The 11,821-nt window shown below is 62.8% G+C and carries 10 protein-coding genes and 3 pseudogenes; 6 read left to right on the top strand and 7 right to left on the bottom strand.

Features of this window, described 5'->3' with window-relative positions; genetic code table 11:
• Both ON40_RS34945 and ON40_RS50430 read right to left on the bottom strand, forming a co-directional pair.
• Nucleotides 1–1,142, bottom strand: a 1,142-nt coding sequence (locus ON40_RS34945) for an IS110 family RNA-guided transposase (RefSeq protein WP_063713148.1), incomplete at its 3' end; no start/stop codon positions are given.
• A 268-nt stretch (nt 1,143–1,410) separates the two neighbouring features.
• Nucleotides 1,411–1,781 (bottom strand): annotated as a pseudogene (locus ON40_RS50430) (transposase); the annotation flags it as partial.
• A gap of 160 nt (nt 1,782–1,941) precedes the next feature.
• Here ON40_RS50430 and ON40_RS48620 point away from each other — a divergent pair.
• Nucleotides 1,942–2,283, top strand: a complete 342-nt coding sequence (locus ON40_RS48620; protein ID WP_051194038.1) for a hypothetical protein — start codon at nt 1,942–1,944, stop codon at nt 2,281–2,283.
• Between the two features lie 7 nt (nt 2,284–2,290).
• On the opposite strand, the gene ON40_RS34930 is transcribed toward ON40_RS48620, so the two are convergent.
• Nucleotides 2,291–5,617, bottom strand: a complete 3,327-nt coding sequence (locus ON40_RS34930) for a type ISP restriction/modification enzyme (protein WP_218008908.1) — start codon at nt 5,615–5,617, stop codon at nt 2,291–2,293.
• A gap of 425 nt (nt 5,618–6,042) precedes the next feature.
• Between ON40_RS34930 and ON40_RS52520 the strand changes: the two genes are divergently transcribed.
• Together ON40_RS52520 and ON40_RS51370 are read left to right on the top strand one after the other, a co-directional pair.
• Entirely contained in the window at nt 6,043–6,195 is a 153-nt protein-coding gene (locus tag ON40_RS52520; protein ID WP_157186601.1) for a hypothetical protein, read from the top strand.
• 12 nt (nt 6,196–6,207) lie between these two features.
• A pseudogene (locus ON40_RS51370) lies at nt 6,208–6,453 on the top strand (nuclear transport factor 2 family protein); the annotation flags it as partial.
• 230 nt (nt 6,454–6,683) lie between these two features.
• On the opposite strand, the gene ON40_RS52515 reads toward ON40_RS51370, so the two are convergent.
• The 3 genes from ON40_RS52515 to ON40_RS34915 all read right to left on the bottom strand — a co-directional run bounded on the left by ON40_RS52515 (nt 6,684) and on the right by ON40_RS34915 (nt 8,065).
• Nucleotides 6,684–7,109 carry a hypothetical protein gene (locus tag ON40_RS52515; protein ID WP_157186600.1) on the bottom strand — a complete coding sequence of 142 codons (426 nt, stop codon included), beginning with the start codon at nt 7,107–7,109 and terminating at the stop codon, nt 6,684–6,686.
• Nucleotides 7,106–7,405 carry a hypothetical protein gene (locus ON40_RS52510; protein ID WP_157186599.1) on the bottom strand — a complete coding sequence of 100 codons (300 nt, stop codon included), beginning with the start codon at nt 7,403–7,405 and terminating at the stop codon, nt 7,106–7,108. The genes ON40_RS52515 and ON40_RS52510 overlap by 4 nt, the downstream gene beginning before the upstream one ends.
• 471 nt (nt 7,406–7,876) lie before the next feature.
• Nucleotides 7,877–8,065 carry a hypothetical protein gene (locus ON40_RS34915; RefSeq protein ID WP_040829546.1) on the bottom strand — a complete coding sequence of 63 codons (189 nt, stop codon included), beginning with the start codon at nt 8,063–8,065 and terminating at the stop codon, nt 7,877–7,879.
• A gap of 162 nt (nt 8,066–8,227) precedes the next feature.
• On the opposite strand from ON40_RS34915, the gene ON40_RS34910 reads away from it, so the two are divergent.
• From ON40_RS34910 to ON40_RS34900, 3 genes are all read left to right on the top strand, one after another.
• The gene (locus tag ON40_RS34910) at nt 8,228–9,088 is read left to right on the top strand and encodes a hypothetical protein (RefSeq protein ID WP_040829544.1); all 861 of its coding nucleotides are present in this window, start codon (nt 8,228–8,230) and stop codon (nt 9,086–9,088) included.
• A 589-nt stretch (nt 9,089–9,677) separates the two neighbouring features.
• Nucleotides 9,678–9,872 carry a hypothetical protein gene (locus ON40_RS34905; RefSeq protein WP_157186598.1) on the top strand — a complete coding sequence of 65 codons (195 nt, stop codon included), beginning with the start codon at nt 9,678–9,680 and terminating at the stop codon, nt 9,870–9,872.
• Between the two features lie 9 nt (nt 9,873–9,881).
• Nucleotides 9,882–10,568 carry a hypothetical protein gene (locus ON40_RS34900; protein ID WP_040829542.1) on the top strand — a complete coding sequence of 229 codons (687 nt, stop codon included), beginning with the start codon at nt 9,882–9,884 and terminating at the stop codon, nt 10,566–10,568.
• A gap of 359 nt (nt 10,569–10,927) precedes the next feature.
• On the opposite strand, the pseudogene ON40_RS34895 reads toward ON40_RS34900, so the two are convergent.
• A pseudogene (locus ON40_RS34895) lies at nt 10,928–11,821 on the bottom strand (hypothetical protein); the annotation flags it as partial.

Raw genomic sequence — 11,821 nt, 5'->3', positions numbered from 1 at the left:
GGGTTAGGGTGGGTGGTGGTAGGTCCGGGTTGTGGCTTGTCCGAAGGATCGGTTGGCGGGGTAGGGCCGGTCGCGCTGGAGTCAGCAGTCGCCCCCGATTGCCCTCCCGGACTTGCCGTTCGGTCGCCGCGCTGGTCGGCGAGCATGCGTGCGTAGACGACGTTCGACAGGCGCCGTTTCAGGGCACGGATGGCTTCCATCGAGGTTTTCCCGGCAGCTTTCTTGCCGTCGTAGTAGGTACGACCGGCACCGGGATGGCGCAGTTGGACCGTGGCCATGGTGTGCAGGACCCGGTTGATCCTGCGGTTCCCGGCCCGGGACAGCCGGTGCCGCTGTTGCTCACCCGAGGAGGCATCCAACGGTGCGGTCCCGTTCCAGGAAGCGAAACGGCCCCGATCAGGAAACCGATGGATGTCACCGACATCGGCCAACAAGCGGGCCGCGCCGGCGGGGCCGATCCCGCGCAGGTCAGTCAAGGTCGAGCCGTGTTCGGCGACCAGTTGGCGTAACTCTTTGTCCGCAGCTTTGATCTTGCGGTCGATGGTTTCCAGATCACCGATCAGCTCGACGGCCAGCCGGCGACGGACCTTGCCCGCGGGATCGCGCGGTTTGACCGTCGCGATCAGCGTGCGCGCCTGCATCGCCGACAGGAATTTCTTCGCCCCACCAGGCAACAACTCCAGCAGCAGCCGATGCAACCGATTGACGGTGTCGGTGCGGGCGTGACCGAGCTCCTCGCGACGATCGACGAGCATGCCCAGCGCGACCAACTCCGAATCCACCTGCACCCGCCGCAGTTTCGGCGACCGCAGCCCCGCGATCGCGACCGAGTGCGCATCCACCGGATCGGTTTTGCGGCCATTGCCGGTGGCGAACACCCGCACCTGCGCCGAGAGTTTCGCGGGCACATCGACCACCCTCTGACCGTCGTGGACCAGGCGATGAGCCAGATGACGGCCGACGCCGTTGCATCCCTCGATCGCCCACACACGGTCACCGAACCGCCGTGCAGCGGTGAGCATTTCGGTGTATCCGGCGGTGTCGGTGCCGTAGCGGCCGGTCAGCAGCACCTTTTCGGTGCCGTCGATGACTTCGATCGTGGCCGAGCGTTTGTGCGGGTCCATTCCGATGATGACCGTCACCAGCGCATCCTCCCTATCGACGAACAGTGTCCGTGCGGGAAGGCACCGCTACTTCGAGCTGGGCAGACCCCTCTTCAGCCATTCCCGGCACGGCACCCGGCGGGACACAAGCCATGAGAGAGCCACACCAAAACCGCTGGCGGGCAGCCGATTAGAGAGCGACCCCTCCGGGCACCTGGACCCGATCCTGGCCGGGAACGAGCCCTACCACAACCATAAGTAGCCGATTACCGGACGTTTTGTGATTGCTCCAAACGAGTCGTGAATCCTAGCCGATTTCGGCGGCCGCGAGGGCCGGGACCGGTTCGGTGGCGGCGGCGTGTTTCTTGGCTTCCAGGACCTTTCGGAGCTCGATGAGGCTGACGTCGGAGACATAACGGCGGGTGACCTGCCATTCGTCGTGTTGCTCGATCACGACCGCGGTCGCCAGCCGCAGGAAGGATGCCGGGTTCGGGAAGATCTCCACCACATCAGCGCGGAGTTTGATCTCCTTGTTCAACTGTTCGATCGGGATTGTTCGACCACACCTTCGACCAGTGCGTGCGGGAATCCGGTGAACGCCAGCACATCGTATTTCGCTTCCCGCATCATCTCTGGCACCTTCGGAAACGACCCGGCCAGGGTGTCGGTGACCTGATCCTGAGCCACGCGTTCGCGTTACTGCGAAAGAAGCGGGCGCAAAGTTTGTTTAGAAGAACCGTTAGGCGCGGTCTGCGGCAGGATCGTCCCCGGTGCTGCTAGACATGCATCCGTGCACCCAGCGCTTTCGCCATCACAGATTCGGGTTCTGCATCATCTCGTGACCGCCGAGATTCCGTCCCCTGATGCGATAGCGGCCGCAGTCCGGGGGCTTGACCAGGAGAGCAGCACGGCCGATGTGCAAACTCTCAGTTGGATGGGCCTAGTGGAAGTCACAGGTGAGGGTCTGGTTATCACGCCGCGAGGCAAGGCAGTGTACTTCGAAGCCGAGTGCGCCACGCTTGGTGAACGCCTGGCTGAGGTGAGCGTATTCGCCGATGAGATGCAGCGACGTACACCCTCACTCAGTCCGGAAATGCACGCGCTCCGTGAACTCGCAGAGGGTGCATGGAGCAGAACAGAGGCGGTAGCGTACGTGGAGCGCTGGGCGAAGAAACGCTGAGCTGACGCTACGGTTCCTCGTCGGCGTCCAGATGAAGCTCCTCGTGACCAGGCTTGAGTAGACGACGGGGCTTGCGAGCCCTGTCGGACACCGGCAGAATGGCGGCCTTCTCGAGGTCTGCCACCGTGACCGTGGGTCCGGCCAGGATCCGATCCAACAGTTCCTGTTGCGCGGGAGCGAGGTCGGTGAGCCGGCGCAGCACGGAGAGCAGTTCCATGAGCTCGCGTGACCAGCTGGATGGCCACGAGTCAACATGCAAGTCGTCCAGGGGGCTCGTCTTGCGGCTGTTGGGGTTCGCCTTGCGGTATCCGAACCACTTCTTGACGATCTGCATGCCGCCGACGTCATAGTTCCACACCTCTGTGGGGACCGGGCTGACGAATCCGGCACCCAAGTACAGGGTTCGGTTCATCTCGGCGTAGTGGATTTCGCTCGGAACCTCCGTCCCGATGTGCTGGTCGTAGCGGAGCCGACGCGGATCGCCTGGAGGGAAGAGGACATCGCCTGCTGGTCGACCGTCTTTCGGATCGATGTACCGTTCCCCGTACGTCGAGGCCCACAGCAGACGCTCGCCAAGCTTCACGGCCTCGTGCCACAGATCGGGATCGCGAGTGAGCGGCAGCCGTACGCCAGGAGTGAGTAGTTCCTCGGTGAACCGCTCGGTGAACCCACTGTGCCCGGCGACAGCCGCCACGTATGCGGCCAGGTCGTGCACCGTGATGCGGGCGAGGCCGAGCTCGGTTGCCAAGTGGGCGAGCAGGCGCGGATGCACATTGGGTGTGCCGTCCGGGTGGAGGATCGGCATGATCTTGCCGCCGCGGCCGTTGAAGTGGTGGGTGTCGGGGAGCAGCGCGGTGGCGACGACGGCTGGCCCGGTCTCGATCTCCTGGGAGGACTGCTGGTTGAGGAAGAGCTGTCCTGGCTGGAGGGCTTCCCACAGCGTGGGTCGGGCGAAGTCGATGACGCGACTGTCGGAGATCAGCCACTGCCGGTCGAAGCTGCGCATGGCGATGCGGATCAGGTCCGGCGTGAGGTCAGTTTCGTCTGCAAGCCCGTGGGCGTGCTCGGGTTGTCCGGGCAGCGGGGGCCGGCAGGCGTGCAGTGAACGATCTCGCGTCTCCTTGAATAGCTTCGCCTGTTTGTCTGGGTCGGCTTCGTGGATCAGACGCGCCCAGCGCCGTTGGAGCAACTGCTCGCTGGGGGCGTTGACCCACGAGCGGTTGGCGGTAATTCCCAGACTTCCCCAGAGGAAAAGATCATCGAGAGCGGGATGGTCCTCCCACCCCGTCTCGGTGATTGGGCGGAACGGGCGGATGGCGGCAGAGTGCGTGTCCTGCCAGCCGTCGTCGTCCAGTTGGATCTCTTTGAGCTGGCGGTACTTATCGGCTCGCCTGCCGTGTACGGCTCGGTAGTGGATGTGGGCGGGCCGATCGGGATCGGTGTCTTTGCTGCGGACGAAGATGCAGATTGCCAGCGGCTGGGCAACACCAGGGAAAATCCGGGTGGCGACATCTGGGCGATGCCCTTCCGGAGAGAGGTCTATAACCCAACCCTCGTCGCAGGTGCGCCTCAGGTAGTTACGCATGCCACGCCCGCCGGGGCCAGTGGTGAAGCCAGCGGGGGTGATGAAGCAGACGACTCCCTGCTGGTCCTGTTGATGGGCGTCGAAGACCTTCCAGGTTGCCCAACGCCAGAAGTAGATGTAGAGGTTCTTGAGCACGTGCTCATAGCGGCCGTTTCCGGGCCACTTGAACGCTTCGATCGGTGTGCTGCCCTGCGCCGGGCTTCCCTTCTCTATCCAGCCTCCACGGCCCATGGCCTTGTCGTCGTAGGGTGGGTTGCCGATTGCGACGGTGACCGGCGTGTTGGCCTTCACCTGGTTCGCCCGCCGACGCGATTCCGAGATCACGCCGTACGTCGAGGCGAGGGTTTCCTCGGCCAGATACGGGTTGTCCAATGTGTCGGTGACGAACAGCTTCATACCGTCAGGTGGTGCGACTGCTTGATGCCGCTTGAGCAAGTCCGAAGCCCTTAGCTCGGCGACGGCGAAGGGGCCCATCTGCAGCTCGAAGCCGATGAGGCGCTTTGCCAGACTGCCTATCGCATCCGGAATCGCCCCAGGGCCATCGTTATCCGCCGCCCAAGCGGCGACGTGCTCGATGATCGCGTGAAGGTATGTGCCCGTTCCCATCGCCGGATCGACGATGCGCACGCTGTCGTCCGCGTATCCGGCCTGGCGACTCAAGCGGGTACGGAGCACATCCTCAGTGAGGCGCACCATCTCCTCGACAATTTCCCGAGGGGTGTAGTATGAGCCGCTCTTCTGGCGGAGCTTCTCGTCGTATACCTCCAGGAACGATTCGTACAGGTGTAGGTAGGCATCCCGCCGACCCCTACGGATCACCGCCCATTCGACAGCGTCGACTACTTGGATAAGCAGGTCGAGGCTGACCTCGAAGCTTACCGTGATGTTGTCGGTCAGGAGCTGAAGGGCTTTGCCCATCAAGGCGTGTCCGTTATCCAGGCGTCGGCCGATCTCGTGTAGCCCCACTCCTTTCACGGAGATGTCCTCTGTACGCGCCAGCAGAAGCGCAAAGGTGACCGTCTGGGCATATCCGTCGGCAAAGGTAGCGTCGTCAGCTGACGGGAAGAGCAGCCTACGCCAGTCGTTCTTCAGCCCGGTGAACCGCAATTCCTCGGGACGCGCGCCCTCAGCTGCATACTGTCCCTCCCATTCCAGCTGCTCCAGGACCGCCGCACGTAGCAGGCGGCACAGCGGCGCGGTGCGCCGGACCAGTGTGTTGATGTGGCGGATCGGCTCAGGAACCCAGTGGAGGAAGGTCCTCAGAAGGGCGTGGAATGCGGCGGGCTCCCGGACGGCCAAAGAGCGTCCGACGCTTCCGAGATCGCCGTCGAAGAAGACCGGGGCACCGATCAGCTCGCCGGAGCGGAAGAGGCGCCACTCAGTGCCGTTGGTGTAGAGGACGTTTGGCAAGTCGCGGAGCCGTTCCCACTGCTTCTTGTTACGCCCGGTGAACTTCTCTGGATCGACCATCTGACCGGGGCGCTTGACCTCGACATAACCTACGATTTCACCGTGCACCTCGACCGCATAGTCAGGGCGCACACCAACATCACGCAGGGGCGTTTCGGAATGCCACAGGACGCCGTCCATGGCGTCGTGGCTGCCCACAGCTTCCAGAAGGTTCTGCAGAGGTGGTCGAATTGACGCCTCGGGGTCGCCCGGCCCGTTCACCATGGCCTTGCACGACGCACCGAAGATCGAGATAGCTTCTGCGAGCCAGCCGAACTCCTGACCCTGCGTCACTGCCACACCCCCGCCCTATCGATCGCGACGCGAGGAGTATGTCACACCCTAGCCCTAAAGGATGACGTGAAAGCACTTCGGACCGAACATGTTTCGGTGCGATGATCGGCGACGGTGCGATTGTCCGGCCAGAGATCGTACTCCAGCCCGCCACCCTTCATCGGCACGCACGCTCTGCCTGGCCGAAGATTACATCACCGGTGCCGGTGATGATCACGACCTCGTTGGCGCGGTCGGCGCCGATCACCCCAGCAAGCAATGGCAGTCGGCTGAACATCCCATAATGCCGCTGTGTGCTCGCCCGCATGACTCGGTCGACGCTGTGGCGGGACGTAGGCGATGTGCGTGCATCCGAATGTCGGCGCCGGTCTCGAATCGCAACGTCGGAATGCCGCCAGCGTGGAGAACCGGCCGCTGTGAGGATCGGAAGAATGACAGTCGATGTGATGACCACTCTGCGGGCCTTCTATGCGGCCGAGGCCGCGTGCCTCACCGAGGGCGCCGAGTTCGAGCAGATGGCCGCGCACTTGGCCTCGGACGTCGTAATGCACCAGGCGTCCAGCCTGCCCTACGGCGGCGAATAGCGTGGGCACGAGGGCTTCCGGAAGTTCATCGCCGCCATGGGCGAGCATTGGGACGGACTGTGGTTCGACGAGCAACAGTTCCTCAGCGACCACGATCGGGTCGTGGTCTACAGTCGCGGCCGCCTGCGCGCACGACGCACCGGGCGAACGTTGAAAACCTCACTGCTGCAATGGATCAGCTTTCGAGACGGCTTGATCACCGAGTTTCGCCCGTATTATCACGACACTTCTGCCGTGCTGGCCACACTGGCGGAGTGATCGAATCCCAGCTCCTGCACGATATCCGCTACTGCCGCATGTCGCGCTGACCGACCGGCCACCCCACGGAGGCAGCGGCGAGATCGGTCGTGGCGCAGGCACATCCGCTTCGCCGAATATTGGATGATGCGACACCTCGGCTCTGCCGTCGCTCATCTCAGTGTGATTGCTTGTGCGGGACGAGGCCGCGGAGCTTCCTGCTGGTTCGTTGTCGACGTATGTTGCCAGCCTCAGTCCGGCGCGAGGCCGCGTGTGCGTTTGCGGGCCCTGTGAGCGCGTTGGCGGCAGAGATCACTGCAATATTGCTTGGGGCGACCGGGTTTCAAAGACAGCGGAAGTCTGAACCCCTTACCGCAGAAGTTGCAGGCGTTCGGACGAAAGACTCGACGCTTGGGGCGTTCCGCGTTGAGAAGGCGTTGCAGGTACGGGGTTCTTAGGGCTTGGAGTCCCTCGTCCAGCCGAGCAACAGCAATGTCGACTTCGATGCCCAGAGAACTCGCGACCCGATCGATTGGGATTTCGTCGAGGAACACCTTGGTCATGACGATATTGAGCTGTACCGGCAGCCGACGGATGGCTTTCCGCAGCGCAGTGCGAGAACTGTGGTCAGGGAACCGGCTCGTATCGGCGGGCAATATCTCTGGGGTGAAACTCATTTGGGCTGACCGATCTCATCCGCGACCTGCATTTTGCGTACTGACAGTGCTGCGAGACGGTTAGCCGCCGGTCGAACATCCATACGTGTCTGTCGATATTGGAGTCGATCGGTCGAGTTTCTCAGTGCGGAGAACACTTTGGGGATGTCTTCGCGCCGGGCACGAAGCAACGCGACGACCGCGACAACCGCGGCAGCGCTCGAAGTAACCAGCCTCGGCAACTGCATCCAGAAGATGAACCATCCACTGACAACCGCTGTTGCTGGTGGAACGAGTGCCGCGAGCTGTGCTGACATAAGCCCTCCAAGACGACGAAAGGCTCCCGGCGCAGCGCCGAAAGCCTCTGGGAAACAGCAAAGGCCCCAGCCGAAGTGGCTGAAGCCTGTTGAGCCTCAACGCTATCGGGTCTTAGCCGATGACGTCAAGGAACGGTGAAAGATTCGAGGTCAAGGCATTGATGGGTCGACAAAAGCTGTGCTGTCAGCTCGACACGCCGCTGTCACGAAATCTCCAAAAGGGTGACCCTAATAATGCGTGGCACATGGGCGAACGATCGATAATCGCAGGTAAGACAGTTGCATTGCTGCAGCAACATGTAGATACAACCGTGCTTGTCGCTGTCACGAAAAGCGGCCACGGGGTAAACCGTTTCTTCGCTGGCGGACGCCGCGAAGGTTCCGGCGTATGCCTTCACCGCGCGGGCCTCGACGAATCGCTTGCGGGGGCCGCCGATTCCCTGGAGCATCGGCCGCCCGGCCAGCCGGACGCTACCGGTCGAGGATTTTGTGCAGCAGGCCGATAACCGCCAGGGCGACCCCGACTCCCACGCCCACCTCGGTGGTCATACCGATGGCCGTTCCGCTCGCGCCTGCGGTTGCGAGGATCACGAACCAGCGCAACGGCAACCGATCGGGATCGGGCTGCGAACCAGACTGCTTCGCGGTGCTGGATGTCATGTGATGACGCCTTTCGCTCTCTGTTATCCACCAGATCGGGACGGCCCGCTGAGGACGTCCGCTGGGATCCAGCCTCGTACCCGCACCGGATCGTCGTCTACGCTCGGAGATACATCACTATGTCAGGGGGTTATCATTTCGGAAGACGACAATGTCGCGGCCATGCTCAGCGTTCCGTCCTTCGGAGGCCATGCCGCAGGCGGCCGGGTCATCGTCGACGGGGACGGGACCGAACGTGTCGTGGTCACCTATGACGATGCGCCGGGGCCGTGGAAGTACACGGCTGAAGGTCGCCTCGTGAACGGATCGCCAATGATCACAGAACTGCTGGTGAGCCAGCGCGATCTTTCGGCACCCGTGGCGATCACTCAGACCGGACTGCGTCGCGTGCAACTGCGTCTGGTTCTCGACCGTGTCAAACGCGCCTTGAAGACCGAATGGGGGGATCGCGTCTCGCAGTTGCTTGGCGATGCCCGAACCCATATGCCCAAGTCCGGGCGGTCGTGGCACGCAGAGCATTACATGCAGGTCGCCTGGTGGTATACGGAGGCAGAAGCCGACGGTCGCGCCGCCCGTAAAGCGATAGCGGAGCACTGGGGTGTCTCGCCCGTCACGGCGAGTCGCTGGCTGAGGGAGGCGCGCCAACGTGGCTACCTTGCGCCCTACACTGCGGGAAAGAACGAACGCAGCGACGAGGATCTGTGGTCGCGACAGCGGTTCGCCACGTCCACCGTCGAGATGTCGGTGGTCCGCGCCTTCCTCGATCGGACGGTAGCCGACGCGGTGAAGGACTCGCCGGAGACCGCACTGGCCACGGTCTTGGACACGCTGCTCACACTGGGGGGAGAAGCGATCTCCCGAGCCACGCGAACCGAGAACGCCAAGGACGAACTCGGTCTCCAAGCGTTTTTCGACTACCTATTCGCGTTGGCAGAGCAGGCCAAGGCTGGCACACTGCGCGCAAGCGCTAAAGCGCTGGTGGATGCACTGACTGCCGATGTTCCATCCGAAGAACAGCGATAACACCCCGCGACCGGCACCGCGCGTCGACGGACCTCCGGTCGGCACCGGAGGTGGTGACACCCGCTCTTGCTACGCGCGGATCCCTCAACGCCTCCGGTCGTCCGGTACCTGCTACGCGGTCGGGTGCTGTGCGGCGGCGGGCAGCAGCGACTGAATGGCTGACCTCCCAGGGAGGTGACATCCGGTAAATAGCCGCGTTCCGGTCGGTCTACCAGGCCGTAAGTCGCTGACGTTCTCCGGCACCGCGGCGGGTATCGGTGGGAGCATCGCGACGATCGTCCCGTGGAGCAGGGGACTGCCCACCTAGGCGGTTTGACCCGGAACCTGAATTCTGTGATGCGGCTAACAGTGATTCGATTTACGCCTAACCAGCGTGTCGATGGTCACATTGACAGTGATTTACATCACACGTGCCGAAGTGTCGTCGAGGGGAATCAGCCGGTCAGCGTGTCGACGGCGTGTCGCGACATGATGTGACACCGAACTTTCCAATAGTGGCCAACGTCACGACACGGACGGGCTCGCCGGAACGAGACTCCCCTGTCATACGGGCACCCTAGACTGCGCTTACTACCAGGAGGGACACGTGATGACCGCCACACTGGAACCGAAAGTAGAAGTCGTAAAGCTCAGTGAAACCCAGGTCAAGGACATGATCAAGGGGATTCTGGCAAACCTTGGGTGTAGCTTTGACCAGCTGGCCAACATGGCCCGCACCCGCGACTACCCGACCATGCGGCACCGTCTTGCATGGGGCCGGATAGGCGGCTACTACAAGCAATAGGGGTTCGGGTTGGCCAAGTTCAAGTTCGCGCCCGAAGCGAAGCAGTTCACGGCTGGCATGAACACATTGCTCAACGGCACGATCTGCAACAACGCCCGCCTCATCACTCAGATCGACGACGGCGGCCAAGCCCAGATTAGTCTCGCCGGCAAGATCAATGACCCGGACGACCCCCGTATGAACTGCGTGCCCCTCCGGATCGGCAACGAGAACCCCACGCTCTACGTCGGCGTCCAGATCAATCTGCAGCCCGACCCATCAGGCGAATTCCTGATGGTCAGGTCATCGGTGATGATGCTCGCCGCCGACCCCTGCGGTGAGCGCGAACTGCTCCACTACGACTACGAGCGGAACAAGGAACACGGCTACCCGGAAGCCCACGTGCAGGTCAAAGCAGCCTCCGCCGACTGGGATGTTGCCCTCGCCGGCCGTGACAAGCCGCTCCACAAGCTGCATCTACCGGTGGGTGGCCGCCGATTCCGGCCGACGCTTGAGGACGTCATCGAGTTTCTGATCGTTGAGAAGCTGGTGAAGGGGCGCGACGGCTGGGAGGACGTTCTCGAGAAGTCGCGTCAGGAGTTCCAGGAGATCCAGTTGCGGGCCGCGGTACGGAATTACCCGAAGGTGGCCGTCAAGGTGCTGCAGCGGCTCGGATATGAGATCACCGAGCCGTCGGATGATGACAAGCTCATCTAACACAATGCGTTAGGCAATGGAGGAGGTGTGCAGCCTCTCAGCGATCGCATCTTCTCGCCATATATGACCGCGGTCAGGTCGGCGTCCGCCCCGCAACTACAGCTCGAACGCCGGAACACCCCCACCCGCCTGCGCCGATAGCCCTCGCACACGCCAACTCGGACCAGACGACCGCATAATGACTTCAGTCAACCCTAGTGAGCAACAGTAGCCGTGTAACACGCGGAATCGGCCCAGGCAACCGACATCCTGGGGTTGCTCTGGTTGTTCATGACACCATCATCTAACGCCTTGTGCGGCACCCGCCGCGGGCTCATGAACGACCGCTGCCAGGGGATTGATGACCGGAGCTACCTCAGTTACAGATCAGGGTCTGTAGCCCACTCGGGTGAGGTTGGCGGCAGGGAAGCGGTGGCGTTGCGTCGGGCAGCCGTGTCTTCGGGGCGTGTCCATAGCGTGTCTTCATCTCTGCGCTGATCGTCGGTCAGCGTTGCCCGGCGCTGTTGTTCCTGGAGCGCGGCGGTCAGCTGGTGTTCGAATCGTGTCGCGTCGATCTGTGTGCCCAGCGCCATGGTGATGTGGCGGTTCGGCAGGTCTGGATCGTGCGCGGGGGTGGGTCGTCCGAGGATTGCTAGTCGCTGCCGGAGGTTGTTGATCGTCTCGTTCAGTCGGTCGTCTGTCAGTTTTCCGAGCGTGTTGGTGTCCGGTTCGACGCTTGCTCGATTGGCCGGTGCTGGCTGTTCGGTCCGCAGAGTGCTGTGTTCGAGCTCGGCGACTATTCGCCAGTGCAATGCGGCGGCGGGGAGTTCGTCGGGCAGATGGCGCTGGGCGGCGGCGTGGTGGAGTAGGGCCGAGACGTCGAATCCAGTGTTGTCGGCCCTGTTGAGTTGGTCGGCCAGGATCGGCCAATACGGGTCGTTAGGGATGCGGGCGTTGATTCGAAGGGCGAGCGTGTTCCACCGATTGATGGCGTGGTTCGGGTCGCTGCCCAGAGCCGTGGTGATCCGGTCGTGTAGTTCGTCCCGGCAGCGCTTTTCGGTGATCGGGAACCGGCGTGGTGGTCCGGTCGGTCGGCGGTCTGCGTTGTCGATGTGCAGTGCCGCGCGCCAGATAGCGAGGTCACTGAGAAGGTCGGAATCGATCCCGATGAGCGGGTGGGCCCAGTTGGGTGCGCTGGAGGGTGTCCATCGTCGGGCGTGCTGAGCGACTTGTTCGGCGAGGCTGGTGACAAGTCGACGGAGGGTTGCCAGATA

Origin of the sequence: Nocardia jiangxiensis NBRC 101359 (assembly GCF_000308615.1) — a bacterium.
GTDB classification, from domain to species: domain Bacteria; phylum Actinomycetota; class Actinomycetes; order Mycobacteriales; family Mycobacteriaceae; genus Nocardia; species Nocardia jiangxiensis.
The sequence above is the reverse complement of the archived record's forward strand: the minus strand, read 5'-3'. Positions and strand labels throughout refer to the sequence as shown.